Below are 26,058 nucleotides of genomic sequence, written 5' to 3' on the forward strand. Positions count from 1 at the left end.
AAACTATGAGTTTTAGAAAAGGTTTACGTAAACATGAGAGCTTTAAACAATCTGATCTTCCGTATAGGTGTTCTCTTCATCACCTAAGCCATATTTTGGGCTGTCTCCGTAATCATTGCGGTCAAAATCGCTGTCCTGGCAAAACCAGATAATCAGTGGTATCAGGCCAATGCCCGTGAAAGCAATTAACTGCCACCAGCCGCTACGGCCGGTATCATGTAAGCGTCGGGCTCCCACGGCGATAGAAGGAATGAGAAAGGCAAAATCCACCATGTCTTCAAAGAAGTCATTGCCATTGAAGAGAAGGTTGTCCCAAAATGTCGCAGCGAATGTAAACAGCGTAGAGACGAGCGCGAAGGCCCAAAATTCCGACCGGCGGCTTCTGCCACTAAATTGAAAATATTTGCTGAGCGCGAGCATAAAATTCTGCCAAATCATTGTTCTGTTGTTATTTGTTGATGATACAAGTATCGGTCTAGCAGCCACTTCCGGCAAATAGAGTCGACGAAACAAGAAAAAGTGACGACGAAGGAAGAGATAGCGATCTTTGCCCTTCCTAACTCAGCTCCTTTACCCTATTATGGCACCTGCGACAGCGCCTGATTGATCGCTACCCTACTGACCAACCAACTCTACCGCAGACCAAAACGTTTCTCTTCTTTTAAGTTCTACTGATGCCAGATATTTCCTACTCCAAGTTCTCTTCCTCCCATTCCAGGGTAAGCCAGGCGCCTAAAGGCAACCGGCCGGAGTTTGCCTTCATCGGCCGCTCTAACGTGGGCAAAAGCAGCCTGATCAATATGCTGACCCAACGGAAAGAGCTGGCCAAAACCTCCGGCAAACCCGGTAAGACCCAGTTGATCAACTACTTCCTGATCAATAACAGCTGGAACCTGACGGATCTCCCCGGCTATGGCTACGCCAAGCGCAGTAAAAAAACGCGTGCCAAGTGGGAGTCCCGCACCGAGAACTACTTCCTGCACCGCGGGCAGATGGTCTGTGCCTTTGTTCTCATTGACGCTAACGTCCCTCCTCAAACTATTGACCTTGAATTCATCAATTGGCTCGGCGAGAATCGGGTTCCTTTCGTCATTGCGTTCACCAAAATCGATCGAAAAAAATCCCGTGATGGCGGCAGTGTAGAAGATTTCAAAGCGAAATTGCTGGAAAGCTGGGAAGAACTGCCCCCCATTTTTGTAACCAGTTCAAACACCGGCGTCGGGCGGGAAGAAATCATTCAATTCTTTGCAGACACCCTCGAAAAAATGAATTGGCCTTTCTTCAGGGAGCCGAAGTAACCTTCTTATTTCCGTACCTTCGCCACGTGCCAGATACCACCACAAATTCCCATTCCTCCACGACCGAGGCGGCCAGCTCCGCCTTTGAACACAGCGGTCGTGAATACGACCACATTTCGCCGGAAATTGAAGATTGGGGAATCTTTAAGATTCATCATAAGCGGGAGGAATTTGTCGAGGAACTGGAAGAAGAAAGCTACAACCGGATTCTGGAAGAACACGGCAAAAGCCTGACGGACCTGCTGAGTAAAACACTCTTCAGCGAGCAACGACGGACTAAAGAAGAGCCCTGGAAGGTAGACCCCCCGCAGGAGCGACGGTACTGGAAAAAGCTCACTAAAATGCTGGCCACCCGCTCGCTCGACGAACAGGAGGAAACAACAGCAGAGAACGCCGCCCGCAATATCCTCAGAAGGATCGTGCATCGGTATGCCGACGAAATCGTCGGTCACTTCAAAATTCCCACCTTCCGTTTTGCGCGCAGGTTTTTACGCTTCTTTTTTGGCAGGCTGCTCAATGCGGCGGACGGGCGAAGCTTCCGTAGCCTCTTTTCCAAAAAGATACTTCTGCAGGAGAAGCTTATCGTTCGTGGTTACGTCGAGCAGGTAAGAGAACTAAGTAAGCGGGGAACGGTCGTTTTCGTTCCCACCCACTTTAGTAATCTCGACAGTATTCTAATCGGATATGCGGTAGATGAAGTTGCGGGCTTGCCGGCCATGAGCTTCGGAGCGGGCCTTAACCTCTATAACACGGGCTATACGGCTTACTTCATGAATAGACTCGGTGCCTACCGCGTTGACCGCCGAAAGCGCAATCCGATCTACATGACGACGCTCAAGGCCATGAGCAAGCTCATCATCATGCACAATGTGCCCAGCCTGTTTTTCCCCGGTGGCACGCGCTCGCGCTCGGGTGCGCTGGAGACTAAGCTTAAGCTCGGGCTACTCGGAACAGCCGTAGAAGCACAGCGGGAGCACTACGCAGCGGGTAAAGACGACAAGATCTTCATTGTTCCGGTCATCCTGAGCTACCCTTTCGTGCTGGAAGCACAGTTTTTGATTGAGCAACACCTCCGTAAAGAAGGCCAGGACCGCTATATAAAGGCCAAGGACAGCTTCCACTCTCTACGTTCTATTCTCAAGTTTATCTGGCGGGTATTCAGCAAGGGAAACAGCATCACTATTTCCCTGGGTCGGCCGATGGACGTCATTGGTAATCAAGTACAAGTAGACGGCAAAAGCTACAGCAAGAACGGGCGTCGGGTGCGTACGCGGGAATACTTCCGCAACCAGTTCGGTGAGATCAATAAAGACTACCAGCGGGAAAGTGAGTACACCAGAATGCTCGGGGATCGCATCGTTGAGCGCTACCACGCTGACGGGATCGTTCTGCCCAGTCATCTGGTGAGCTACGCCGCATTCGCCATGTTGGAGAAATTCTTCTATGACCAGGATCTTTACGCGCTGCTGCGCCTGCCGGCGGAAGACTTTTATTTCCGGGAAGAGCCACTCTACGAGGTGGTAGCACAACTCAGGGACCAGCTGCTGGCGATGGCCGAAAAAGACCAGGCAAAAGTTTCTCCGGAATTACACGAAAGCCCCGAAAAAATAGTCAGCCACGCGATTGACAGTATGGGAACTTTCCACATTGATAAACCCCTGTATCGGGACCGCCGGGGCAATCTGGTCAGTGACAGCTTCGCCATGCTCCATTACTATCACAATCGCCTGTCTACCTTCCACCTTAAGAATCGGGTAAAATGGCCCGCTGACCTGCTCGGGGATGAGCGTATTGAGAAGGGGTATTTCAGCAAGTTGGACAAAGATGATCTGGGCTGATTTGCCCCGATAAAATCAGTGCACCAGGGTGATCGTTTTCAGCATCCGCTCATCATTCACTATCCGGAGAAAATAAGTGCCAGCCGGTAAAGATTCCCCCTCCAGGTCCAGGGTGATTTGTTGCTTCCCGCTCATGATTTGAAGTTCCCGGCTATAAAGTAAGCGACCGTTGACATCGACCAGGTAAAGGTCCAGTTCAGCGTTATCGGTTAGCTCCAGAGAGACGTGGAGTTGCTGCTGAAAGGGATTGGGACTAACCTTGGCACTGACCAGAGGAGAGGCTTCTATTGTCCAATCCGAAGCTGAAGCAGGCACTTCGGCAAGCTTAGCGGAGGGCGCAGACGCCGGTGCCGGGGATGTAGCGGAGACAGCAGGGGGTTGCCCGTCATCCATCAGCGCCCGCCGCTCCGCGCGGGCCAGTAAACGCGCTTCTCTGCGCTCGGCGCGGCGGGCTTTTCTTTTAGCGAGGAGCTCGCGCCAGTAGTCTTTCCAGTCGTCGGGTCTCCCGTAAGATTGTAGCTGCCGGCTTGGTGTATAAGTGAATATTTTGTGGGCCATAATGTTTTCCAGTAAGGTGGGCTTGCTATACCAAGCTCCTCCGCAAACGATATCTCCCATTAACACGGCTCCTGCATCGCTCAGAACTGTTCCTGTTAAGTCATCTTTGGTGCTTAGCGCCATTAGCTCTTCCACCGTAAATGTTCTCGATTCTGTGGCAAACCCCGTATAAGAGTACCTTAACGTAGTGGCTCCATCAAGAGGAACAAGTAGCGTATACCTGCCATCAATATCCGTTGCCGTTCCCGTCGTAGTTCCTGTAAGCAAGACAGATGCACCAATTAGTGGTTCCCCGGATTCATCGGTTACTATACCTTTGATTCGGACCTGGCCGCTCTTTTCCCCTTCTCCTTTTAAGAAATAGGTTGGCTTTGCAGCCGACTCCCCTACCCGTTGCTCCGTAGGCTCCGTCGTTCCCGCCTGGGCGGCCACCGGAGCGGAAAGCAACATCGCTGCCGAAGCGGCGATGGCCCGCAGCCCGGCGTAGCGCCGGGGAGGATGGGGGTAGATCTTGCGCTCCAGCTGGTCCTTGCGGAAGCGGCCGCAGAGTTTGCCCTCGTGCCTGCGCAGGTGGCTGACGATTTCGGGGTCGGACATGGCGGAGAAATCCGTCAGTGTTCGATCGCAGGCGGCGCAGTGGCGGTGGCGCTCGTCGACGGTGGTCATCAGGTTCCAGTCTTCGTGGCAGGGCTCAGGGACGGAAACGCGGAGGGGGAAATAAGGCATCTTGCGGGTGTTTTGTTCTGGACGAGTGGGGAGTGGATGCCGCGAAAGGACATATTGCACACGTTCCGGAAAATTTTCTCAGAAGGGCCAGAACAGGGCCAATGACAAACACTCCGCGCATCTCCCCGGCTTCGTAATTGGCGTTCGATTGCGTCTCACTGCTCTTCCACCCCATCTTTGCACCTGCGCTCCGGCGCCCAACCAAGCTACCTGAAAAGCTTCTGCCCTTTGGCGTAAACCATCTTTCGCCCCCGCTGTTTCTTCGGTACTATGACGGTACTTCTCTACATTGGCATCACGCTGGCCACCATTGCGGGCATGGAATTCGTAGCCTGGGCAGCACACAAATACCTGATGCACGGCCTGCTGTGGACCTGGCACGAAGATCATCATCGCCCCCACCATGAGGAAGATGGCTTCTTCGAAAAAAACGATCTGTTCTTTCTGGTTTTTGCCATTCCCAGTGCAGCCTCTTACATCCTGGGTCTCAACGTAGAAGGATTGTTTTGGCTATTGTTCGTCGGCATCGGGATCAGTATTTACGGCCTGATTTATTTTCTGATTCACGACGTCTATATTCATCGCCGGTTCAGCTGGTTCCGGCAACTGGACAACAAGTATAGCCGGGCCATTTTACGCGCTCATGGCCATCATCACGCCGTTACCGAAAAAGATGGTTGCGAAAGTTTTGGCCTGCTCGTTGTTGATGACAAGTACTTCGGCAAACGTAGTGAATGGGATAAAAAGGGGGAAACGAAAGCAAAAGCGTAACTTTGACACTGACCATCAGCTCTGCAAGTGGAAGAACGTCTGTTAGATAAAATTGCGGAACCCTTTAATCTCAATCTCCCGGAGTACACCTCCATGGAGCAGATGATTGATGAAATCCTTCCGGTGGTGAAGCAGTTCAGTGAGAACTCACTGGAAGACAAAGGAGAAGACGGTCTTCTCTTCAAGGTCAACTGGGTTAAAATGAGCGATCAACCAGGGTATACCGTCGTAAGTCTCCATGCCTTTCAGCCGGGAGGAGAAATCAGGATCGCCAACGACGGAGCGATGGATGTGTCCTCTTTTAAAATTCTGGGCGCCAAACGCATCATTATCGGAGACAGCATGTACCGGAACAGCTTCCTCTATGAGTTGGCTTTTCTGGACAACGACTTCCTCATCTTCAAACGCCATGGGAATGAGGCAAATATTCAGGACAAGTATCTGTTCTATTGTAGTGAGCCCATCGGTAGCCGGCTGACCTGGGACGAAGCCCTTGAAAAACTTGTCGGTAAATACCGGGACAATCAGATGCCGTGGCTCCTGATCCTTTTCGTCCTGATTGTTGTAATTGCTGTGATCGTTTATCTACGGTAACGGATCAATATCCCGCCAGATTAACCTTCTGCGTATTCTGGCTGAAGCCCGCAAAAACGCCATATCCACTGCTGACATTAAACGAGCTCGTTACCGAAGGCTCCGTCAGGCCATTAAACACCTGACCTTCGCGTTGTAACAGACGCTGAAAATCATAGTAAGGTCGGGAAACCGTGCGCAGTTCCGCCACGATTTTACCGGGGGCTTCTCTGCTGGGGTTGATACGGCTCTGCAAATGGATATTTACTCCACCTTCCGGTTTGTCTTTGATCAGCACACTGGCCTGACCGGCCACCCGGATATCATTCAAAGCTTCATCAGGAGCCATCAGAGATTTGGCAATAGTTTCCATGAACATCGTATCCCCCGTAGAGGTAAGGCGGTAAGGATAGACTTCCTGGCTTAAGCGCAGATCGTAGAAGTTTTCTATAAAATCCGGATCATTATACTCAACGCTCAGATTGAAGTCGTAAACTCTTAGCTCACCGATTGACATGGTGGTCAGGTTAGAAATCACCAGATTCTTTATTTCCACGGAAGTGGGGATAGAACTCTGCGCACTCGCTACGTCATAGCCATCGGCTGCGGCGTGCAGCGTGTAGAGTCTTCCGACTACGGGAATAAAGGAAGCCGTACGGTATACCCCGGGTTCTCCGTTCACTCCGGGCACAAAGTGAAGCTTTTCAACCACCTCGTTGCCTTCAATCAGGGTAACGTTGGCGTTGGTTATTTCCCGAACGCTACGCTCTCCGACAATAGACTGAGAGGCCGTCAGGCGAACGCTTACGGTGGTATCCGGAGAAAAATTAGAGGAGATGATTAGTTTCGGCCGCTCGATTTCAAAAGGCGGATCGATAATCTCTTCACAAGAAGCCAGAAGAGCGAGACCTGAAAACAGGGTGCAGTAAAAAAACCAGTTCGCTCTGTGCTTTATTAACCTCATGTGAAATCAAAAATAAGTTAAAGCAACTGAACGACCAAAAGCTAATTTCTTTTACTTGCCGAATTTGAGGTGGTAAGCCAGTGTAGGCACTACGGGACTCAGGTAGACCTGGATGAAATCTCCCTGGCTGATCAGGTCAGAATCCCGTCCGAAGTAAGTCGTCTGAATGTTATAATAGATGGGGTTATGTCTGCTGTATACATTATAAATACCCAAATCTAACTCATGGGTAACGTTACTGCCGGGCTTCCCTTTAAGCACAAAATGAGCATTAAAATCCAGCCGGTGATTACTGGGCAAAGTTATTCCGTTTTTATCTTTTACCAGCGCGATGGTTTCAATACTGGTTGGTTCATCGAAGACAGCAGGGTCGGGTAACAAAAGAGATTCACTACTCAGGCTATAGGCCGCACCTGAGCTGATACGCCAGTTAGCCGTCAGCGTGAGGCCCGGTTTTGCTTCCCACATAAGCACAGTTTTAAGCGCGTGCTGTCTGCCAAACCTGAAGCTAAAGGGGCGGCCGATATTGATTTTCTGGTCAAACTGCCGGCGGCTCTGGGCCAGCGTGTAATTTACCCATCCCTTCAGGCGGCCACGGGTTTTGTTCAGGCTTAACTCAACTCCTCTGGAGAAACCCGCTCCCTGGCTAAGACTGTCAATCCACTGAGAAGCCAGACCACCTTCGGAATAGGCAATCAACCCCTTCATGTCCTTGTAGTAGGCGGCCGCAACCAGATTCCAGTTATCTCCTATTTTCCGGCTGACCTGAGCGGCAATCTGGCTGGAAGTCGAGGGCGCAATTTCCGGCGTTGAGGGAACCCATAAATCGCTGGGCAGACCAATCACGGTACTGCTGACGAGGTGGACGGGCTGTACCGTATGATCATAAGAGAGTCGCCAGCTGCTTCGCTGACCAAGCTTTCCCGCTAAAAGCAACCTCGGAGCCAAATTGAAAAAATTGACCTCGTTGCGCCATAGTTGCCCCCTCAGTCCTAGTCGGTAGTAGATACCTTTGGAGAGCCCTCCCTGAAAACTACTGTAAGCCGAAATTTGCAAAGGGCGGATGTAGCCATCCTCCCGAAGCGAACTAAACTCAGGATGATTGGCCAGTGGAATACTCCCTGACCTCAGTTGGGGTAAAAACCGGTGAAGATTGAATTCGCTGCCAAATCGGAACGAAGATTGCTGGCCTACACTCAGCTGCCCGTCAAAAGCCACCCCGACCTGCTGAATATCGGAAGCATAGCGTCCGCTGAAGATATCTCCGCCCTTGTCATCGACAAAAACCCGATTCAGGCTATCCGAACGTTCAGAACTGGCATCTAGTAACAGGTCCGAATAAGAGAGCCTGAAATTCCCAAAGAAACGATCATTGAAGATGTGGTTATATCGCAGGGCTGCGACGGTGTTTCCCCAGCTCACCTCTTCCTGTCGGGCTCTTGGGGTAGCATAACGAAAAACAGCTCCGGCGTCGTTGAGTACCGTTACGGTATCTGAAGCAAAGGAGTTATTACTGTAATTATCCAACCCTTTGTAGAAGCTGAAATAAAGCCGCCCCCGTTCACCAATATGCTGATTAATCTTGAAATTAACGTCGTATATCTGGCTGTTCATCTGCCCGGTCCGGCCCAGGCGTTCTTTTTCCCGCTCGCTGAATCTGCGCAATAGCTCACCTGCCCAAAAATACCGCCCCGTAATCAGGTAAGAACTTCGCCCCGTTTCTATTGGCCCTTCGGTGGCAAAGTGGGCGGAAAGCAAACTGCTCCCCACCGTTGTTTTCGGTTCGTAGAGGTTTCCGTCACGGGTGTGTACATCGATCACGCCGCCGATGCGTCCTCCGAAACGAGCCGGCAGGCCATCCTTGTAAATATCCACCCGGCGGATGGCCTGATTGCTAAAAATGCTCAAAAGACCTGCAGCATGGCTAAGGTTGTAAACGGGTACCCCATCTAACAAAACAAGGTTATGGCCCGCTTCGCTTCCACGGATAAAAATCCCCCCGAGGCCATCAGCTCCCGTTTCTACTCCCGGCAGCAACCGGGCTACGTGCAGCGGGTCGGCTTCACCGCCGATGCCACCCAGGCGGCTGGTTTCGCCGCTCGTTACACTGTTCCGGGTTTCCATCAGAAAAACATCCGTTTCTTTTTCCGGCAATGGTGTAACAATGATCGTGGGCAACTCACGATCAGGTAAAAGGGACAGGTCGATTAATGTATCGGATCGCAGCACAAAATCCAGTTCCTTTGCCTGATAGCCAACGTAGCTGATCCGTATTTTACCTCTTCCTCCTGATGCGGACAGGCTGTAGAATCCGTACTCATTGGTCAGTGTTCCTCCGGGCCGGCCAAGAGATTGTATAGCGGCTCCGATCAAGCGCTCCCCGCTTTCTGCATCGGTAATCAGGCCATAGACGCTGAAGTTTCGCTTAAAGAGCTCCGGGTCCGGAAAAAGGATGATACCAGCGGGGCCTGACTCATAGGTGAGGTCCGTATCCTTTAGCAAAAAATCCAGCCAGGCCGGGAGGGTCCGCTTGCCTCCTGGCACCTTAACGGCCAGCTGCGGCAGCTGATCGGGGCGATAACTTAGCGCCGCTCCGGCTTCCGTGAGTTTGATCAGGGCCTTCTCCAATGGCATTAGCCTTCGGGGCAGTTCATACTCCCGCTCGTTGCTTTGCGCCGGCAGCTTCGTGAAGCTCAGGAGCAACCATAAAGTGAGCAGGAAATATTTGGCCATGGGTCAGATTTCTTCAGAATGATCAGCAGATCAAAGCGGCAGTCAGGCAAGAGCTTCTTTGCTTTCAAACGACAAAAACATAGCACCTGCGGCCTCGCATCGCTATTTTTTCCAAAAGAGGGCGCTAAACGCAGGTGCAGAAAATGACTCTAAGGAGCAATGGACTGACACCCGGCAGCTGGTAGTTACTGACAAATCCCCATCAGGCGAAAAGCCTGACCTGATGAACCTGACGTTTCCAGTTCACCGCCGCCGAGTTTAGCGATCGTTTCCAAAATGGCAACAGGATTATCCGTTGAAAAGCTCCCGGAGACGGGGAAATCACACCCCTTATTTCCTTTGACCGAAAAGCCAAAGTTCGTCCGCATAGCCTCCAGCACCTCGGCAAGAGAAGCGTCTTCAAAGACCATCTTCCCCGTACGCCAGGCGTGGCGGTTAAGATTTGGCGCCTCCATTAACTGCAGTGTTTTACCCTTACTGGACAAACCACATTGATTCGCAGTAACGGCTAATTTCTCGTTTTCTCTGGTAAGCTCAACTGAGCCTTCAGAAACCTCTACCTCCAGTTCTTCCCCCGCAATCCGCAGGTTAAAGGCCGTGCCCGTAACCCGCAACTCCGTTGCGGTGCTGGCTACAAAAAACGGACGACTCTTATCCTTTTGCACCTGAAGGAAGGCCTGGCCATCCAGCTGTATACGACGGTCCACCTCATTATAAGCGGGGTCATGACTGAGCGTAGTACCACTCTGTAAAACAGCGACCGTTCCGTCAACCAGCTTGACCTCCATTGGTGATTCACCACTATTCGCATAAACCACCGTCTCCTGACCCGGGAACAGAAAGTAGGCGGCTGAACACAAGAGTAAAATGGCTGCCGCTACTGACAACCAACGTCTGCGGGGAAGTTGGCGTACCGTTGTTTCCTTTTGTTCCATACCCAACCGGGCATGTAATTTTTGCAAGCCCTGCTCTACATCGGGAGTATACTCCTCGCCGTAGGCAGAGACCAGTTGATCAATCTTTTTGTCGCTCAATGAATTCATTTCCTGTTTAAGCTTAGGGAGGCTTTCAAAGCGTTGACACCAAAATTAGGGCCTCCCCCCAATACAAAGGTTGTTTTTTCGATGGCAAAGGTCGTTTGGCAGACCTGTGCGGTGTTTTTGGAGTGGATTCGTCCGCCATCCAACAATTGACCAACGCTTGCTGAAAGGCAAATCAGCAGGCCGATGGCCAGCCATTCCCGAAGGAACCGGTAGGCCCGGGTCATTTGGTTCTCCACCGTTTTAGGACTGATTTCAAGAGACTCAGCAATTTCCCGATTGCTCATATCATCAATCTTACTCATGGTGAATACGAGCCGACAGCGTTCCGGGAGCCGGTTGATGGCACCATCGATCCGTTGGCGAAGATCATCCTGCTCCAGTGCATCAGAGGCGAGGCTGCCGGCGGAGATGGACTCCGGGACTTCGCCATCGTTGACCGGAATCCGGTTTTGGTCGCGAAGAAAGTTAAGGCTCCGGTTTCTGGCGGCCCGCCGGAGGTAGGCTCCAACGGAACTAAGATCATCCGGCAACTTCTCTCTCTTCTCCCAAACGGAGGCAAACAATTCCTGAATCAGGTCCTCGGCCTGCGACTCATTTTGGACGTAGCGATTAGCTACCCGGCATAAATCGACATAATGGCGGCGGAAGAGCACATCGAGAGCACTGGCATCCCCTGCCCGAAGTCGGCCCAATAGCTGCTCATCCGTGATTGTAGAATTTGGTTGCATGGCGGGCCTGCAAGGTAGCATTTTCGGCTAATACCTCCGTTTTCCCGTAACAGTCTTATTATTGTGGCGATTAAAAGTTACTACCTTACGCACTCCTGACTAACTGACCCCAACTTCATGTTCAAGAAATATTACCTCGTTTTACTATCTCTTTTTGCTCCGTTATTGCTCTCTGCGCAAGACGAAGTTTCTGGCGTCGATGCTGCCTTACAACGCATTTTCGAGCCCATTACGGCTTTCGTGGAAGCCGTCATCTTTTTTGAAGTCGCTCCTGGCGTCCCCTTCGTTTTACCCTGGCTGATTGTGGGTGCCTTTGTGTTCACCTTCTACATGGGCTTCATCAACATCACTGGCTTCAAGCATGCCCTTGACGTTGTAAGAGGGAAGTACGACGACCCGGATGACGACGGGGAGGTATCTCACTTCCAGGCCCTTACGGCTGCTCTTTCGGGCACCGTTGGTGTAGGAAACATTGCCGGTGTAGCCGCTGCGGTAAGCCTTGGTGGCCCCGGGGCAACCTTCTGGATGATCTTTGCCGGCGTACTGGGCATGACCTCAAAGTTCACCGAAGTCTCCCTTGGTTTAATGTACCGAAACGTTAATGCGGACGGAAGTATATCCGGCGGCCCGATGTATTACCTCGACAAAGGCCTGAAAGAAAAGGGCTGGGGAACGCTGGGCAAGGTTCTTGCGGTCATGTTTGCCATCTTCTGTATTGGCGGCAGTGTTGGCGGTGGCAACATGGTACAGATCAACCAGGCGACCAGCCAGCTTATCGCGGTAACGGGCGGTGAAGAAAGCTTCCTGTACGGTAACGGCTGGATGTTCGGCCTGCTGATGGCCATCATCATCGGTGTCATCATCATCGGTGGCATCAAAAGTATCGCCCGGGTGACCGAACGTATTGTTCCATTCATGGTAGGCATTTACCTGGTGGGAGCATTTATCGTACTGGGATATCACTTTACGGAAATTCCCGCAGCCTTCGGCCGGATCTTCTCTGGTGCATTCAACGCTGAAGCGATGTACGGTGGCTTTATCGGCGTATTGATTCAGGGTTTCCGACGCTCCGCTTTCAGTAATGAAGCCGGTGTAGGTTCCGCTTCCATTGCGCACTCGGCTGCCAAAACCGATGAGCCCATCAGCGAAGGTATTGTTGCCCTGCTGGAGCCCTTCATTGATACCGTTGTCATTTGTACCATCACCGCCCTGGTGATCATCATTACGAACTATGGCGGCAATGGAGCCGAGTGGGCCAATACCGGCCTGCAGGCAGGTGAGTTTGCTGACATCAGTATCACTTCTGCGGCATTCGGATCGGTTATCAGCTGGTTCCCAACTGTTCTGGCTTTTGCCGTTATCCTCTTCGCCCTGTCGACAATGATCAGCTGGTCTTACTATGGCCTGAAATGCTGGACTTACCTCTTCGGAGAAAGCAAGACCCAGGAAAACATCTACAAGGTAATCTTCTGTTGCTTCGTCGTTATTGGTTCTGCGATCAGCGCCCGGGCCGTTTTCGGCTTCGGTGATGCCATGATCTTTGCCATGTGTTTCCCCAACGTTCTCGGCCTCTACCTGCTGATGCCCAACGTAAGACGTGCCCTGGCCGACTACCTGAGCCGGGTGAAGAGCGGAGAGATTAAGCGTACGGCTTAAGTACAAACTTCCATACTGTGGTCGGGGAGGTACCTCCTTCCACCTCCATTAAGCGATCAGTGATCGACATAACTTGCCACAGTGCCAGTATGACGATCGCTGATCGCTTTTTTATTGGCCGGGAGTGAGCCTGCGCTTTCACCCGTCGTCAGAGAGCAATGCCTGAGCTCCCCTACCCTGCTTTTATCGACTTTGGCTGCACCTGCGGCCCCGCCTGAGCTTGCCGAAGGGCTCCGGCGCCAAATGCCTCCGCTGCTCATTTCTGTCTTCAGTCTCCCGCGCGAAAATTCGCTATATTGCAGCCATTATCATCAATCCATTACCAATGGTCAACTTATTTCAATCATGTCAGGAAATTTCACCTTCGAGCTACTATGCATCGATCCGGCAGACATCAACAATCAAGAGGCATTTATTCACGCCCTCAGTTATAGTAAAGAAGTCTGGAACGGTCGATCGCCTATCATTACGCAAGACAAAGGAGGCGCTGCCGTTATCAAAGGGGAAGATGAAATGCTTGTCTCTGTTTTACCCGTTGACACCAGTAAAATTCTCACAGACTTAGTTGAAGCCGCTTTTGTTCTTCGGGTCGAGAGTAAATATTTTGAAAATCTCGAACCCTTTCGCCAACGACTTCTTCGCCACCTTCGGGACAATCTCAAGTTCGCTCACCTTCGGGTACTAAAAGATGACATCTCTTCGGAAATCGCCAACCAGCTTTATCCTAAAATCAATGCCGTAGAGAACCTCCTTCGCCGCTACCTGATCAAGTTTTTCTTCCAGCGGGTAGGTATGAATTGGTGGGACGTAACCGCTACGCCCAAAATGATCGAGAAGGTCAAGAGCCGTCAGCGAAACCGCTCTAATCAGTTCAGCTACTTCATCAACAGCGATATTGAGTTTGCAGACTTTGATGATCTCGGCCTGCTGATCTACAAGCAATCCACTGGCTTCAATGAGCCCGAAAAGGTGCTGGAAATTCTGGAGCGGATCGAATCCATTGAAGAGCTCACCGAGCTAAAGAACAACCTGCAGGGCAATTACACGAAGTACTTCAAGAAGTTCTTTCGGGACAAGGAATTTGAGAAACTCTGGAAGGAGATGTCGCGCATCCGGAACAAGGTTGCTCACCAGGCGACTTTCTTTCACGATGAGCTGACGAAAGGGAAAGCTCTGTCTACCGAGTTGACTAAGATCATTACGGAAGCAGAGAAGCACATCGATGAGATTGTACTCAGCCTTAAGGAGAAGCAAGCCATTCACCAGGCCGCTGCGGAGGTGGTGAGAGAGGAAGAAGTCGAGGCGGAACAAATTGCAAAAAAACAGGAAAGCATCTCCGGTAGCCGCGCTCCTGCTGACCACGCTGACAAAGACGAGCTTATTGACGCTGATCCGGATTCTGATCACCGGGTAAAGCTTGTGGGGCCAAAAATTCTGGGTAAAATCAAGCTGGAACACAAGGTCAAAACCTATAAAAAGACCGCAGCCCCTGGCTATATCGTCATTACGGAGGAGGAAATCATTACGGAGCTCGAAGAAGCCCTCAGCCTCAATTATACCGACTACGTAGGTCTTAAATGGTTCGTAACCCAATTCCTTGCCAACAAGGGATATGCCATCGGCACCACCTACTCATTGGTTAACATTCTTATCGAGCAGGAATCCATCATTCTTTACGATAAGGAGAGCCCTGACGGCCACATGATCAAGGCCGTTCGCCTTCCATCCTAAACGAGCAGCTGTAGAGAACCAGAGATGCTTTACCGCTTCTCTGGTTCTCCAAGCCCTAATTGCCATAAGCCATGCCCACCTACGAAAGTCCTGCCACCCTGAAGAAGGTTAGCCGCAACCTGTTTTTCATTATCGTTGCAATGACGACACTCGCGTTTCTGGGAATGGTCGGTCCTTTTCTATTGACGGTACTTTGGGCGGTGGTGCTAACCATCATTTTTTATGGTCCCTATGGTCTTATTCGAAAGAAGATCGGAATAAGACGGGCTGGTTTAGCGGCAGGCATTACGACCGTACTGGTCTTTCTTTTTGTCATCGTTCCCTTTGTGCTATTGAGCCTGGCCATCATTAATCAGGGTGTCGGGCTCTACGAATCCGTTGAGAGCGGAGAGATGGACCCTTCGGTAGTAGTGCAGTACGTTGAGGATCGGGTTCCGGTGGCCGTTGACCTGCTGGGCGACTATGGCGTGACTATGGACGATCTAAGGACCCGGCTGAGTAACATCGCCGTAGAGGTGAGCCAGTTTGTAGCGAATAAAGCCCTGACCGTCGGTGGAAGCATTATCAATGTTTTCGTCCAGTTCACCCTGGTGCTCTATCTGCTCTATTTCTTTCTGAAGGACGGACGGAGCATCATGCGCTCGATCACCAATACGATTCCGATGGGTAACACCCGGGAAAAGACACTCTTTCGTCGCTTTGCGCAAGTGAGTAAAGCTACGCTGAAAGGCACCCTGGTAGTGGCCGCAGTTCAGGGCATGATCGGAGGAATCACCTTCGCGATACTTGGCGTACCCGCAGCTTTGCTCTGGGGGGTGGCGATGACTTTATTGGCCCTGCTTCCCGTGGGAGGTAGTGCCATCATCTGGTTGCCAACGGCCATCATCCTCATCGCTCAGGGACAGATCGGAAAAGGCATCGCGCTAATTATTATCGGCTCGCTGATTATTGGCCTGATTGATAATTTGCTCCGTCCGCTCCTCGTCGGCCGCGACACGGAAATGCCCGATTACCTCGTCCTCATCTCCACCCTGGGAGGCATCACGGCATTTGGCCTCAGTGGTTTCGTGGTGGGGCCCACAATTGCAGCCCTGCTGATTACAGTCTGGGAGATGATGGGCAAAGAATATGGCGGGCGGGCCAGTTAATCTGGCAGAGGCAAATTTCACCACAAAGGTCTTTTGGGCGCTGCCGCAGGTGCAAAGATGGTTTTCAAAGGCAAAGTAGCCCTCCGCTTCCATTTTGGTCTGTGAATCAGACAAGCGTTAGTTGCTGCAGGGCCTTCATGGCGGCAGACTGCTTCTCCTGCGGAACGAACAAGTGATCATGGTAAAAGCCTGCCACCACATTGCAGCTGATGCCTGCATCGGCAAGCGCCGTGGAAACCGCTGCGGTGAGGCCCACCGCTTCCAGATCAGAATGTACGGTAAGCATAATCCAGGCAGCCACAAAATCGTAGACAATGCCTTCCGCGTCAGCCAGCGACCGGGGCAGCACGTAAGTAATTCCTTCGGGCTCTTTCACGATGGCGACCGCCGGGCTCTCCCAGGCCGGATGAGGTTCGGAGGAGGTCGTAAAGACAAAAGCCCCGGGCTGCAGCACGGGGTTCATCTGTTGTAGCAAGAGCGATAGATCACTGACGGAAGACATAACAACAACTTGTAGAGGTGCGCAAAAAATCAGCCCCGGGCTTTAGCAATAGCCATTAGCAATTGCATCATTTCTTCTTCCGTATTGTAAACATTCGGGGAGACGCGCACCGCGTCCCCACGATAGCTGACGTGTAGCCCCCGGCGGTTAAACTCTGCTACTAACCGGTCCCGGTTCATGCCAGCGGGCAGGCTAAGACCTACGAGATGATGGGCACGGTCAGCGGGAACTCCAACGCCGAGTTCCTGCAGTTGATCAGTGATGACTGACCAGAGGTTCGCGCAGTAGGCCTGGATGCGGTCTCCGCCCCAGGCATTGACCTGGGCCAGGCCGGCAATCTGCATGGGTAGCATCAGGAAGTTGGATTGCTGACCGACACAGTAGCGGCTGGCGAGCGGGCGGTATTCGTCCTGATAATTGACGAGATTGCGGAAATCTTCGCTGCCCGCACGATTAATCCAGTTCTCTTCGATGGGTTGGCCGTTGTCCATTCGCGGACCATACCAGGCGTAGCCGCAGCCATAAGGCCCCATGAGCCATTTGTAGCCGCCGGCGATGAGGGCATCGGGCTGAACGTCCTCTACGTCAAAGGGCATGGCACCGATGGACTGCGTTGCATCAAGCACCAACCAGGCATCCACATCGTTAGTGCGGGCGCGGAGGGCTTTAAGATCGAACAGGCTACCGTCCGCCCAGTGGACGTTGGCGACCGCCACGGCTGCCGTATTTTCGTCGATGGCGTCGAGCAGGTGCTCACTCCAGGATCCGGTGCTTCCGGGAGCAGGTCGTTTCACTGTCCTCAACTCTGCACCTGCGTCCGCGCATAAAACTGACCAGGCGTAGTAGTTGCTGGGAAACTGGTCTTCCACCACAATGATGTTGTCTCCCTTCCCAACGGGCAGGTTCTTCGCCACCGTCGAGACACCATAGCTGGTGGCCGGAATCAAGGCCACCCGTTCGGCTTCCTTAGCCCCGATAAGCCTGGCAAAGCTCTCCCGGGCTTCCTGCACCGGGCCAAAGAATTCCGGAATCGGCATCCCGGCGTTCTCCGTTCGCCAGTGCAAAGCGTGCTGTGCTGCAGCAGCCACCGCCTTTAGTTGTGGTGCACGGGAGGCACCGTTCAGGTAGCCGGCGACGGCTTTAAAGGGGAATAAATCACGTTGGAGAACAAGAGGACTGGACATGCGCGAAAGGTAGAAACAGATTTACGGTTTGTTGTAGTCCACCGCAAAAAAACAACTTTCTCGGAGTAATTAAGGGCGCTGGAGAAGGGCGCGAGAACCTGGCCTCTTAATTTGGGGTTGTCCTCAATACCCGTCTGAATGATCCTTTCTGGCCAGTTTAATTATTTATGCACCCACACATTCTTTTATTGCTGATTGCAGGGCTGGCCCTTTTGGGGGCTTTCATGCTTCCGGGTTTATTAAAAAACCGACTGCTGAGTCTTCCCATCATCTACGTAAGCTTTGGCTTTCTGATCTTTAGCTTACCGCTTGATTTACCGCTAATTAATCCGGAAGACCGGGTTTTTGACCGGCAGTGGATGGAGTATATCACGGAGTTTATTGTCATCATTTCACTGGCAGGAACCGGACTAAAAATGAAACGCCCCCCCGGGTGGAAGACCTGGTCTACCGGCGTTTTTCTACTCGCCATCGCCATGCCCCTTACCATTGCAGCTGTTGCCTTTCTGGGTTGGTGGTGGATTGGTCTTGCGCCGGCATCGGCGATCCTGCTCGGTGGTGTATTGGCGCCTACGGACCCCGTTTTGGCCTCAAACGTACAGGTAGGCCCACCCAAGGATGATTCTCCTGAAGATGAAGTTCGCTTCGGGCTCACCTCGGAAGCAGGGCTGAATGATGGTCTGGCTTTCCCGTTCATTTACCTGGCACTTGCTCTGGTGGCCACCAACAATTGGTCTGACGCCATTATCACCTGGGCCTGGTGGGATTTTGGTTACCGCATCGCTATGGGCACTCTGATGGGCTGGGTGATGGGAAAGGTAATGCTCTGGATTTTCTACCAGTTTGCCAATAAAATGAATGACGGGCAGGACACAGAGATAGAAGAAGGGCTCTTTATTTTAGCTTCCACTTTGCTTACCTATGCGCTAACCGAAATAACGGAAGGCTATGGGTTTCTGGCAGTATTCGTCGCTGCGGTAGTCAGCGGCCAGCAGGAATACACGAACCGGGAAACCCGCCAGAAAATCTATGAGGCCGTTGATCAGGTCGAGCAGGCCGTGCTGGGCATCTTCCTCATTGGTTTCGGTGGAATTACGGCTACCGGCGGTCTGGAACACCTGAGCTGGCAGGGCGCTGCGCTCGGCGCAGCATTACTGCTCATCATTCGCCCCTTGAGTGGCTTAATTGCCTTTCTGCCCTCCGGCCTGCCCTTTGTAGAAAAACTGGCCATCAGCTATTTCGGAATCCGGGGAGTAGGCTCTCTGTACTATCTGGCCTATGCACACAACAGTGAGCAGTTTCCGGAGATAGACGTAATCTGGAGCATCGTCAATTTTACCATTTTAGTCTCCATATTGCTTCATGGGCTGAGCGTAAAGCCGATTTTAGGCTGGGTGGACAGAGAAATGGGTAGAAAGGGATAGACTGGTGGCTTGGAAAACTAAGTATTCGTTGGTATCTGCTTGGTTTACACTGTACTAGTGCTTTGGAGGTTTTATAGAAAGTCCTCTTTATTACACGCCCTTTACAAGTCATACCTGCTAACGAGGCTTTCCCCTCCATTTTCAGATGGGTAATAAAAAAAAGCAAGATGTATAGTGGTCGGGGTTTTGATTGAACTCACCTTCCATTTAAATGCATTCTTCGATCTTTTAAGTCTGTTTTTAACAAGCCTGGTTAATCTCCTGTTTTGGAAGCCTTTTAATCTGGCTATTTTAGTGATTTTTAAATCCTCATTAACGCTGACTTCGAAAAGCGCAAATTCGCTTTCCTCTCCTGGCCAACCTTTCAATTCTCCTTCTTTTTTCTCCTTAAGACTCAGGTCTAACTTAAAGTCGTTTTTAAGTATAATTCCGCTCTTTTTTACAAAGTCTAAAAATTCTAATTTTATCGACACACTACGAAAATGACTACTATTAGCTTTTGAATGTCCAGCCCATCTATTTTTGGTCACCTGCTTACTTCCTGAACAGTAACCAAAGGAAACCTTGTTATTGTACTCGGTTGCAAAAACAAGCCAGGTAGTTCCTTCATTCGGTAAAAAAGCACAAGACGATCGTAAGAAACTATGCACTAATATTGAGTTTCTATCACTACCCTTAAATAACTCGTTTATTTCGATATCTAATTGATGATAGTCTTCTAAAGTGTCAATAGTACTTACTTTCAGTATAGTAATATTTGCCACAAAATCAGCTTTCGCTACCCTGTTTACAATCAGCTCATGCCCACAGGAACAGGCATAGCTTTCTGCAGAAAACAGCATAAAGAATAGTGCTGCCATCAAAAATAATACCACTCGTTTTGGGAAAAAACCACTCATAATTAATCAATTTACGATTCACTACTGAAACCTTACAAGCATTAATGTATTTCAACCGTAATTCTGAGAATTAACTGTCTCGATAGAGCCCACTACCCTCCCTTCAGAAAAGCCATCGTTGCCGCCGCGAAGACACCTTTCCGGTAAGTAGTATTATGATCTCCGGGGATAATGTTGAGCCGGCCGTTGGGGAACAGGCGTTCGAGCTGTCCGGGGTCGCCGTTGTCTTTGTCGTCGTTGCCAACGAGGACCATGATGGGGATGCTTACCTCCCGTAAGGCATCAGGAGAAGTGGACGGCTGGTGTTTTTGCTGCAGATGAAGAGACCTCAGATCGGCGTTGATGGATTTGGCGTAGTTGACGGCGCCCTCGGTTTCCGGGGTCAGGGCGACCACACCACTGAAGGCATCGGCGAATTGTATTCGGCGGGGCCAGTCGGGGTTCGTAAAATCAATACCCATCCCACCGATGATGGCGCGAGAGATGCGGGGTTCCCTGGTCAGAAGATTGGCCAGCAGGATGGAGCCCCGGGAATAGCCGACAGCCATGTACTCTTCCAGCTTCAGATGATCAGCCAGAGCCTGGAGGTCTTTAATTTCAGCAAAATCTGCGTAGCCGGTATCCGTTTGTGGTTTGGCGGAGTTGCCGTTGCCACGAAGATCCGGAACGATGATGCGGAAGCCCTGGGCACGGAGTTGTTTCTTCAGCTCCGTCCCTTCCCAGGAAGCGGCGCTGTTGATGAAGCCATGGAGCAGCATAACGGCGGGGCCTTCGCCCTCATCGAAATAGGCGATTTGCTCACCGTCGAAGGAAGAAAAGGTGGCAAACTCGTTGGTTGATGCCTCGGAAGTCGCATCCTGACCTTCCGGCTTCCCTTCAGACGTACAGCTGATGAGTAATAGCGCGATCACGAGATAAAGTAAAGGTCTGCAGGGCATAATCATCAATTTAAGGGTAAAGTACATTGATCCTCATTATCTTCCGGCCGAAAGGTAAGCAGCATGAATAAACCATATGAATTAGACGATCTGGATCGTAAGATTCTGGCTCTTTTGATGGAGAACGCCAAACAGCCATATACTGAGTTGGCAGCCAGGCTGTTCGTTTCCGGAGGTACCATCCACGTTCGGATGAACAAGCTCATTGCGGCGGGTATCGTTACGGGCCAGACGCTGCAGGTAGATCATACCCAGCTGGGCTACGACGTTACTGCTTTTCTAGGGGTTTACCTCAAAAGCAGTAGCGAGTATACGCCCGCTACTGCTTACCTTAGAGGAATCCAGGAGATTGTTTCGGCGCACTACCTGACGGGCGTCTACAGCATATTCCTGAAGGTTGTCTGTCGGGACACTGACCATCTGCGAAAAGTGTTGGCCCGCATTCAGCAGTATGAAGGTATCCAGCGAACGGAGACCTTTATGTCACTGGAAGAAAGTATCAATCGTCCGGTTCAGGTCTTATCCGCGGAAGAATTGAAAGAGCTGACCGACTGACCCCTCTTTGCTCTTTTAACCTGCTTTGGACCCGCGGCCGCGCCTGATCCTGCCAAAGGGTGCCGCCGCTCTAATTATTTTGCCCCACTACCAAACTAAAACACCCATGAGATTTCTATTCGGCCTTTGCGCCCTACTCTTTGCCGTTACAGCCTGCACCACTGACACGCCGGAAGCGGATAATGAAGCCAGCTTACTGGTATTTAACGCCCGTATCTGGACTGGCGTCGATTGCCCGGGCGTGGAAGCCCCGGCGGCTGATGATCATTGTGCCACGGCCCTACTCGTTAGCCAGGGCGGGAAAGTACTCGCAGTTGGAAATGACACCAGTAGCTGGGCAAGCCAGATAACGGAAGCAACCGAGCGACTAAATGCTAATGGCAACTTCCTGATGCCCGGTTTTATCGAAGGCCACGCACACTTTAGTGGCTTAGGCAGTTCGCTGCGCAACCTGAACTTTCTTCGGTCGAAAAACTGGGACGAGATCGTAACCATGGTCGGAGAGCGGGCCAAGGTCACTCCCGAAGGTGACTGGATCAGCGGCCGGGGCTGGCACCAGGAAAAGTGGGACAAACCCCACGATCACAGTGTGGGTGGCTACCCCGTTCACGACGAACTCAGCCGGCTTACCCAAAACCACCCCGTGGTACTGCGCCACGCCAGTGGGCACGGACTGTTTGCCAACAAAAAGGCCATGGAGATTGCGGGGGTTAACCGCGAGACACCTGATCCGCGTGGCGGCCGGGTGCTGCGGGACGCCTCCGGCGACCCCACCGGCGTTTTTGAAGAACGCGCCATGGACCTGATCACGGATGCTTACCAAAACTGGATACAGACCATGACGCCGGAATCGCGTAAAAACGAGTGGCTGGCGGGCATTACGGAAGCACAGAATGAATGCCTGAAAAAGGGTATCACCAGTTTTCAGGATGCAGGAACGAGATACGTGGAACTGGATTGGTATAAAGAACTGGATGAAGCGGATAGCCTCCGGCTAAACCTCTGGGTTATGCTTCGTCACTCCTACAATGACATGGAAGGCAACATGCGCGGCCTACCTCACTACGGCGACCGTTTCACCTGTGCCGCCATCAAAACAGAACTTGACGGTGCCCTGGGCAGCTACGGTGCCTGGCTGATTGAGCCTTATTTCGACAATCCCGGATTTGTGGGGCAGAACACGACCCTGGTGGAAACCATGGACAGTATCGCAGGGCTCGCCAAAGAGCATGGCATGCAGCTATGCGTCCATGCCATCGGGGACAAGGCCAACCGGGAAACGCTCAACGTAATGGAAAAGCACCTGGAGAAAGATAATGACCGGCGCTGGCGAATTGAGCACGCGCAGCACATTGATCCGACGGACATTCCGCGTTTTGCTGAGCTGGGCGTCATTGCCAGTATGCAAGGAATTCACTGTACGTCAGACGCGCTTTTTGCGGAGAACCGCCTCGGAACGGAGCGGGCTGCCAGCGGAGCTTACCCCTGGCGCAGCCTGCTGGATGCAGGCGCGGTAGTCACCAACGGAACCGATGCCCCGGTTGAGGATGTAGATCCGATTGAGAGCTTCTATGCCAGCGTCACCCGCGCCCGGGCCGACGGCAAAGCCGTCTTTTTCCCGGAGCAAAAAATGACCCGGGTAGAAGGGCTCCACAGCTATACCGCCGCTTGTGCTTACGCCGCTTTCCAGGAAGATGTACGCGGCACACTGGCACCAATGATGGCAGCGGATTTTGTGCTGCTTTCCAAGAACCTGCTGAGCTGCCCGGATGAGGAAATTATGGATACGGAGGTACTGGGAACATTTGTGGCGGGTGAGAAGGCATTTTAAAGGGGCGCGGCCGCAGGTGCAAGGAGAGAGTGCCGAGCAGTATTTTCACCTGCCTCCTCCTCGCGGCTACCTAAAAGACTAACGAGCTAACAGGCCAACAGGCCAATTACTATATTCGCCCAAAATCACTCCCCCATGACCTCCCCTGACGCACTCAACGACGTTGCCGAATTTCACCGGACATTTCACTTACCTGTTCTGGACACGCCCCAAATCCCGAATGCAGACCGCTGCCGTCTGCGCCTTAATCTGCTCCGCGAGGAGTTAGAGGAATTAGCTGAAGCCATTGAAAACGACGACCTCGTGGAAGCTGCTGATGCTTTTGCTGATATCCAGTACGTACTGAGTGGTGCCATTCTGGAGTTTGGTCTGGGAGAGAAATTCCGTGCCCTCTTCGAAGAAGTTCACCGTAGCAACATGAGTAAAACCTGCGCCACTATGCAGGAGGCGGAAGAAACCGTGGCCCACTACGAAAAACAGGGGCAAACCGGCACCATTGAGCCTTCCGGAAAGGTTTTCCTTGTGTACCGTACGGATGACCGCAAGGTGCTGAAGAACGTGCATTATTCACCAGCTGACCTGGTCGGGCAACTATAAGCAAACATTTAATGGTAAAAATCGTATCTTGCTACGAATAAACGATTAAATTCAGCAAATGGACAGCTTCCTTCACCGGGGCCAACGCCGCCAACTCATCGATAAACTGCGGGCAACCGGCCAGTACGATAGCAAGGTGCTGGACGTGATGGCCAACGTGCCCCGCCATGTTTTTCTCGACAGCTCATTCCACGGCTGGGCTTACCAGGACGAGCCTTTCCCCATCGATTGTGAGCAGACGATCTCACAGCCCAGCACCGTCGCCTGGCAGAGTAGCCAGCTCGAGTTGCTGCCCCGCCAGCACGTTCTGGAAATTGGAACGGGTTCCGGCTATCAGGCCGTCGTGCTTTCTTTGCTGGGTGGCCGGGTCTTTACCGTCGAACGACACAAGCCTCTCTACCGGAAAGCCAAACTGACATTTAAAAAACTCAAGCTGGACCGACGCATCCGGTCTTATCTGCGAGACGGGACTAAGGGGCTACCAGAGATGGCACCATTTGACCGGATTATGGCAACGGCCGGCGCAACGGCCGTCCCGCCCGCCCTTCGCGAACAACTTAAGGTCGGAGGCATTATGGTTATCCCCGTCGGGCCGGAAGGCAAAGAACAAACGCTGCTGAAAATTCGCCGCCTTAGCGAGACGGAATGGAGTGAAGAAGAATTAGGGCAGTGCGCCTTTGTCCCCTTCCTGGAGGGGCTGGGTTAAAAGACCGTAGTTTATGCCCGCCCGCTACTGAGCGCATCCACCACAAGTTCCGTTTTTCCGGGATAAACTTGCAGGGCGAGTTCCAGGCAGTCCATCGCTTTTTCCAAATCATCTACATTGAGAACATAAGCGATGCGGCACTCGTTACGCCCTAAACCCGGGGTGGCATAAAAGCCGGGGCCGGGAGAAAGCATCACCGTTGCTCCTTCGTGCTCAAAGTCCTCGAGCAGCCAGCGACAAAAGTCTTCACTATCAGCAATGGGGAATCGGGCGAAACAATAGAAAGCTCCTCCGGGCTCATAGGAAAAAACCCCCGGCATGGATTGTAGCCGGCGGTAAACCGTATCCCGGCGGGCCTGATAATCTTCCTTTACGCCATCGAGGTATGCCCGATCGTCCTGCAACATGCACTCGGAAAGCATCTGCCCCAGCCCGGGAGGGCTCAGCCGTAACTTCGCAAAGCGATCAACCGCGGCCAGTATTTGTGGGTTCCGGCAAACCAAAGCCCCAACCCTGGCCCCCGTTGCACTGTATCGCTTAGAAACGGAGTCAATGATGATAGCGTGCTCTTCCAGCCCCGGAATTTGCAGTACCGAGCGTATCGGCTGATCGTAAGCAAACTCCCGATACACTTCATCGGCACACAAAAACAGGTCGTGCTCCTTCACGATTTCCGCCAGGCTGGCCATTTCCTCGTCGGAATAACAAGCGCCCGTAGGGTTGTTAGGGCTGGTAATCATGATGGCCCGGGTACGGGAAGTGATCTTGTTGGCAAAGGCTTCCGGGCTGGGCAGACTAAAGCCATCTTCGATGTGACTCGTAATGGCCACCACCCGCACGTCAGCAATGTGCGCGTAGCCGTTGTAGTTTGCGTAAAACGGCTCCGGGACGATAACCTCATCACCGGGATCCAGGCAGGAAAGCATGAAGAAAAGAATGGCCTCTGACCCTCCGGTAGTCACCATGATGTTGTCCGCTACCAGGGGAACATCAAAACGAGCGTAGTAATCCGTCAGTGCTTCCCGGTAGGAGGCAAAGCCGTTGCTCGGACTGTACTCCAGCACATCCCAATCAATCTTGCGGAACTGCTCTACGGCCCTTGGGTGGGTCTTGATATCAGGCTGGCCAATATTGAGATGGTAGACGTGTCGCCCGGCGGCTTTAGCCTTGTCCGCAATCGGGATCAATTTCCGAAAAGGAGACAAGGGAACAGTTTCTGAACGGTGGGATACTTTCGGCATTAGACCGGTAATTTCAATTTAGTCTCAAAGGTACTATCAGTACCGGTCTTGGATGGTAGCATATGGGCAGGAATTTTAAAATCGGGTGCCAGGTGCCAGGTGCGGGGTGCCAGTTGCCAGGTGCCATGAATTGGCCAGCTCTTTTGGGGTAGCAAAAATCCAAATTTCAGTAATGACCTTCCGCTACAAAAATGAACCTCGTTTCCTTACCTACCCCGCTACTGCCCAAGGCAAACGCATCAAATCTAAAACTGTAATCCAATAGTTGGTTTTTGTTCTGATCGAACGCAGTGAGCTGTCACTTGCGGTAGCAAATCAAGAACCCCGAAGGGCTCAGCGAAGTTATACTGATAACAAGCAAGCATCTGCCGACTTATTTTTAGATTTACAACGAGACTAGGATGATCCCGTACT

The 26,058-nt window shown here is 52.0% G+C and carries 23 protein-coding genes; 12 read left to right on the forward strand and 11 right to left on the reverse strand.

Translation table 11 applies throughout. The annotated features are described in order from the left end of the window. Positions 1–42 precede the first annotated feature (42 nt). Positions 43–438 (reverse strand): DUF805 domain-containing protein, encoded by a 396-nt coding sequence (locus BM123_RS22925; RefSeq protein WP_090173341.1) that lies wholly within the window; start codon positions 436–438, stop codon positions 43–45. Between the two features lie 236 nt (positions 439–674). Here BM123_RS22925 and yihA point away from each other — a divergent pair, with 236 nt between their 5' ends. After that, positions 675–1,298 (forward strand): ribosome biogenesis GTP-binding protein YihA/YsxC, encoded by a 624-nt coding sequence (yihA, locus tag BM123_RS22930; RefSeq protein WP_090173343.1) that lies wholly within the window; start codon positions 675–677, stop codon positions 1,296–1,298. Between the two features lie 26 nt (positions 1,299–1,324). Beyond that, a complete protein-coding gene (locus tag BM123_RS22935) occupies positions 1,325–3,136 on the forward strand; it encodes a 1-acyl-sn-glycerol-3-phosphate acyltransferase (protein ID WP_090173384.1) in 1,812 nt (603 codons plus the stop codon). A 15-nt stretch (positions 3,137–3,151) separates the two neighbouring features. On the opposite strand, the gene BM123_RS22940 is transcribed toward BM123_RS22935, so the two are convergent. Continuing rightward, the gene (locus tag BM123_RS22940; RefSeq protein ID WP_090173345.1) at positions 3,152–4,420 is read right to left on the reverse strand and encodes a carboxypeptidase-like regulatory domain-containing protein; all 1,269 of its coding nucleotides are present in this window, start codon (positions 4,418–4,420) and stop codon (positions 3,152–3,154) included. A gap of 270 nt (positions 4,421–4,690) precedes the next feature. Here BM123_RS22940 and BM123_RS22945 point away from each other — a divergent pair, with 270 nt between their 5' ends. Beyond that, positions 4,691–5,191 (forward strand): sterol desaturase family protein, encoded by a 501-nt coding sequence (locus tag BM123_RS22945; protein WP_090173347.1) that lies wholly within the window; start codon positions 4,691–4,693, stop codon positions 5,189–5,191. A 27-nt stretch (positions 5,192–5,218) separates the two neighbouring features. Continuing rightward, the gene (locus tag BM123_RS22950; protein ID WP_090173349.1) at positions 5,219–5,785 is read left to right on the forward strand and encodes a hypothetical protein; all 567 of its coding nucleotides are present in this window, start codon (positions 5,219–5,221) and stop codon (positions 5,783–5,785) included. A 4-nt stretch (positions 5,786–5,789) separates the two neighbouring features. Here BM123_RS22950 and BM123_RS22955 read toward each other — a convergent pair whose 3' ends face one another. The 4 genes from BM123_RS22955 to BM123_RS22970 all read right to left on the reverse strand — a co-directional run bounded on the left by BM123_RS22955 (position 5,790) and on the right by BM123_RS22970 (position 11,232). After that, on the reverse strand, positions 5,790–6,728 hold the full coding sequence (locus tag BM123_RS22955; RefSeq protein ID WP_090173351.1) for a DUF4249 domain-containing protein: 939 nt from the start codon (positions 6,726–6,728) through the stop codon (positions 5,790–5,792). Positions 6,729–6,779: 51 nt separating this feature from the next. After that, positions 6,780–9,461, reverse strand: a complete 2,682-nt coding sequence (locus BM123_RS22960) for a TonB-dependent receptor (RefSeq protein WP_090173353.1) — start codon at positions 9,459–9,461, stop codon at positions 6,780–6,782. Positions 9,462–9,646: 185 nt separating this feature from the next. After that, on the reverse strand, positions 9,647–10,504 hold the full coding sequence (locus BM123_RS22965) for a FecR family protein (RefSeq protein WP_090173355.1): 858 nt from the start codon (positions 10,502–10,504) through the stop codon (positions 9,647–9,649). Next, the gene (locus BM123_RS22970; RefSeq protein ID WP_175489521.1) at positions 10,501–11,232 is read right to left on the reverse strand and encodes an RNA polymerase sigma-70 factor; all 732 of its coding nucleotides are present in this window, start codon (positions 11,230–11,232) and stop codon (positions 10,501–10,503) included. Before BM123_RS22970 ends, BM123_RS22965 begins: the two co-directional genes overlap by 4 nt. Before the next feature lie 117 nt (positions 11,233–11,349). Between BM123_RS22970 and BM123_RS22975 the strand changes: the two genes are divergently transcribed. The 3 genes from BM123_RS22975 to BM123_RS22985 all read left to right on the forward strand — a co-directional run bounded on the left by BM123_RS22975 (position 11,350) and on the right by BM123_RS22985 (position 15,767). Further along, positions 11,350–12,888: an alanine/glycine:cation symporter family protein gene (locus BM123_RS22975; RefSeq protein WP_090173358.1), complete on the forward strand. Its 1,539-nt coding sequence runs from the start codon at positions 11,350–11,352 to the stop codon at positions 12,886–12,888. Between the two features lie 345 nt (positions 12,889–13,233). After that, a complete protein-coding gene (locus BM123_RS22980; RefSeq protein ID WP_090173360.1) occupies positions 13,234–14,619 on the forward strand; it encodes a HEPN domain-containing protein in 1,386 nt (461 codons plus the stop codon). A 71-nt stretch (positions 14,620–14,690) separates the two neighbouring features. Beyond that, a complete protein-coding gene (locus BM123_RS22985; RefSeq protein ID WP_090173362.1) occupies positions 14,691–15,767 on the forward strand; it encodes an AI-2E family transporter in 1,077 nt (358 codons plus the stop codon). Positions 15,768–15,873: 106 nt separating this feature from the next. On the opposite strand, the gene BM123_RS22990 is transcribed toward BM123_RS22985, so the two are convergent. After that, on the reverse strand, positions 15,874–16,269 hold the full coding sequence (locus BM123_RS22990; protein ID WP_090173364.1) for an ACT domain-containing protein: 396 nt from the start codon (positions 16,267–16,269) through the stop codon (positions 15,874–15,876). A 29-nt stretch (positions 16,270–16,298) separates the two neighbouring features. Continuing rightward, positions 16,299–17,453: an aminotransferase class V-fold PLP-dependent enzyme gene (locus tag BM123_RS22995; protein ID WP_090173366.1), complete on the reverse strand. Its 1,155-nt coding sequence runs from the start codon at positions 17,451–17,453 to the stop codon at positions 16,299–16,301. Positions 17,454–17,620: 167 nt separating this feature from the next. Between BM123_RS22995 and BM123_RS23000 the strand changes: the two genes are divergently transcribed. Beyond that, positions 17,621–18,877, forward strand: a complete 1,257-nt coding sequence (locus tag BM123_RS23000) for a cation:proton antiporter (RefSeq protein WP_090173368.1) — start codon at positions 17,621–17,623, stop codon at positions 18,875–18,877. 101 nt (positions 18,878–18,978) lie between these two features. On the opposite strand, the gene BM123_RS23005 is transcribed toward BM123_RS23000, so the two are convergent. Together BM123_RS23005 and BM123_RS23010 are read right to left on the reverse strand one after the other, a co-directional pair. Continuing rightward, on the reverse strand, positions 18,979–19,776 hold the full coding sequence (locus tag BM123_RS23005) for a hypothetical protein (RefSeq protein ID WP_139212069.1): 798 nt from the start codon (positions 19,774–19,776) through the stop codon (positions 18,979–18,981). A gap of 92 nt (positions 19,777–19,868) precedes the next feature. Beyond that, a complete protein-coding gene (locus tag BM123_RS23010) occupies positions 19,869–20,714 on the reverse strand; it encodes an alpha/beta fold hydrolase (RefSeq protein WP_175489522.1) in 846 nt (281 codons plus the stop codon). A 63-nt stretch (positions 20,715–20,777) separates the two neighbouring features. Between BM123_RS23010 and BM123_RS23015 the strand changes: the two genes are divergently transcribed. The 4 genes from BM123_RS23015 (at position 20,778) to BM123_RS23030 (ending at position 24,403) form a co-directional block, all read left to right on the forward strand. After that, a complete protein-coding gene (locus BM123_RS23015; RefSeq protein ID WP_090173373.1) occupies positions 20,778–21,269 on the forward strand; it encodes an Lrp/AsnC ligand binding domain-containing protein in 492 nt (163 codons plus the stop codon). A 106-nt stretch (positions 21,270–21,375) separates the two neighbouring features. Continuing rightward, positions 21,376–23,100: an amidohydrolase gene (locus BM123_RS23020; protein ID WP_090173375.1), complete on the forward strand. Its 1,725-nt coding sequence runs from the start codon at positions 21,376–21,378 to the stop codon at positions 23,098–23,100. Positions 23,101–23,235: 135 nt separating this feature from the next. Continuing rightward, positions 23,236–23,697 carry a pyrophosphohydrolase domain-containing protein gene (locus BM123_RS23025; RefSeq protein WP_090173377.1) on the forward strand — a complete coding sequence of 154 codons (462 nt, stop codon included), beginning with the start codon at positions 23,236–23,238 and terminating at the stop codon, positions 23,695–23,697. 58 nt (positions 23,698–23,755) lie between these two features. Further along, the gene (locus BM123_RS23030; protein WP_090173379.1) at positions 23,756–24,403 is read left to right on the forward strand and encodes a protein-L-isoaspartate(D-aspartate) O-methyltransferase; all 648 of its coding nucleotides are present in this window, start codon (positions 23,756–23,758) and stop codon (positions 24,401–24,403) included. Positions 24,404–24,414: 11 nt separating this feature from the next. Here BM123_RS23030 and BM123_RS23035 read toward each other — a convergent pair whose 3' ends face one another. After that, positions 24,415–25,644 (reverse strand): pyridoxal phosphate-dependent aminotransferase, encoded by a 1,230-nt coding sequence (locus tag BM123_RS23035; RefSeq protein WP_090173380.1) that lies wholly within the window; start codon positions 25,642–25,644, stop codon positions 24,415–24,417. Between the last annotated feature and the right edge of the window lie 414 nt (positions 25,645–26,058).

The sequence above is a fragment of the Neolewinella agarilytica genome (assembly GCF_900110645.1).
GTDB classification, from domain to species: domain Bacteria; phylum Bacteroidota; class Bacteroidia; order Chitinophagales; family Saprospiraceae; genus Neolewinella; species Neolewinella agarilytica.

What these genes read in the sequence shown, in the direction of transcription:
- BM123_RS22925 (WP_090173341.1), bottom strand. Translation starts at nt 438, where the DNA reads ATGATTTGGCAGAATTTTATGCTCGCGCTCAGCAAATATTTTCAATTT.
- yihA (WP_090173343.1), top strand. Translation starts at nt 675, where the DNA reads ATGCCAGATATTTCCTACTCCAAGTTCTCTTCCTCCCATTCCAGGGTA.
- BM123_RS22940 (WP_090173345.1), bottom strand. Translation starts at nt 4,420, where the DNA reads ATGCCTTATTTCCCCCTCCGCGTTTCCGTCCCTGAGCCCTGCCACGAA.
- BM123_RS22945 (WP_090173347.1), top strand. Translation starts at nt 4,691, where the DNA reads ATGACGGTACTTCTCTACATTGGCATCACGCTGGCCACCATTGCGGGC.
- BM123_RS22955 (WP_090173351.1), bottom strand. Translation starts at nt 6,728, where the DNA reads ATGAGGTTAATAAAGCACAGAGCGAACTGGTTTTTTTACTGCACCCTG.
- BM123_RS22960 (WP_090173353.1), bottom strand. Translation starts at nt 9,461, where the DNA reads ATGGCCAAATATTTCCTGCTCACTTTATGGTTGCTCCTGAGCTTCACG.
- BM123_RS22965 (WP_090173355.1), bottom strand. Translation starts at nt 10,504, where the DNA reads ATGAATTCATTGAGCGACAAAAAGATTGATCAACTGGTCTCTGCCTAC.
- BM123_RS22970 (WP_175489521.1), bottom strand. Translation starts at nt 11,232, where the DNA reads ATGCAACCAAATTCTACAATCACGGATGAGCAGCTATTGGGCCGACTT.
- BM123_RS22975 (WP_090173358.1), top strand. Translation starts at nt 11,350, where the DNA reads ATGTTCAAGAAATATTACCTCGTTTTACTATCTCTTTTTGCTCCGTTA.
- BM123_RS22980 (WP_090173360.1), top strand. Translation starts at nt 13,234, where the DNA reads ATGTCAGGAAATTTCACCTTCGAGCTACTATGCATCGATCCGGCAGAC.
- BM123_RS22985 (WP_090173362.1), top strand. Translation starts at nt 14,691, where the DNA reads ATGCCCACCTACGAAAGTCCTGCCACCCTGAAGAAGGTTAGCCGCAAC.
- BM123_RS22990 (WP_090173364.1), bottom strand. Translation starts at nt 16,269, where the DNA reads ATGTCTTCCGTCAGTGATCTATCGCTCTTGCTACAACAGATGAACCCC.
- BM123_RS22995 (WP_090173366.1), bottom strand. Translation starts at nt 17,453, where the DNA reads ATGTCCAGTCCTCTTGTTCTCCAACGTGATTTATTCCCCTTTAAAGCC.
- BM123_RS23000 (WP_090173368.1), top strand. Translation starts at nt 17,621, where the DNA reads ATGCACCCACACATTCTTTTATTGCTGATTGCAGGGCTGGCCCTTTTG.
- BM123_RS23005 (WP_139212069.1), bottom strand. Translation starts at nt 19,776, where the DNA reads ATGAGTGGTTTTTTCCCAAAACGAGTGGTATTATTTTTGATGGCAGCA.
- BM123_RS23010 (WP_175489522.1), bottom strand. Translation starts at nt 20,714, where the DNA reads ATGCCCTGCAGACCTTTACTTTATCTCGTGATCGCGCTATTACTCATC.
- BM123_RS23015 (WP_090173373.1), top strand. Translation starts at nt 20,778, where the DNA reads ATGAATAAACCATATGAATTAGACGATCTGGATCGTAAGATTCTGGCT.
- BM123_RS23020 (WP_090173375.1), top strand. Translation starts at nt 21,376, where the DNA reads ATGAGATTTCTATTCGGCCTTTGCGCCCTACTCTTTGCCGTTACAGCC.
- BM123_RS23025 (WP_090173377.1), top strand. Translation starts at nt 23,236, where the DNA reads ATGACCTCCCCTGACGCACTCAACGACGTTGCCGAATTTCACCGGACA.
- BM123_RS23030 (WP_090173379.1), top strand. Translation starts at nt 23,756, where the DNA reads ATGGACAGCTTCCTTCACCGGGGCCAACGCCGCCAACTCATCGATAAA.
- BM123_RS23035 (WP_090173380.1), bottom strand. Translation starts at nt 25,644, where the DNA reads ATGCCGAAAGTATCCCACCGTTCAGAAACTGTTCCCTTGTCTCCTTTT.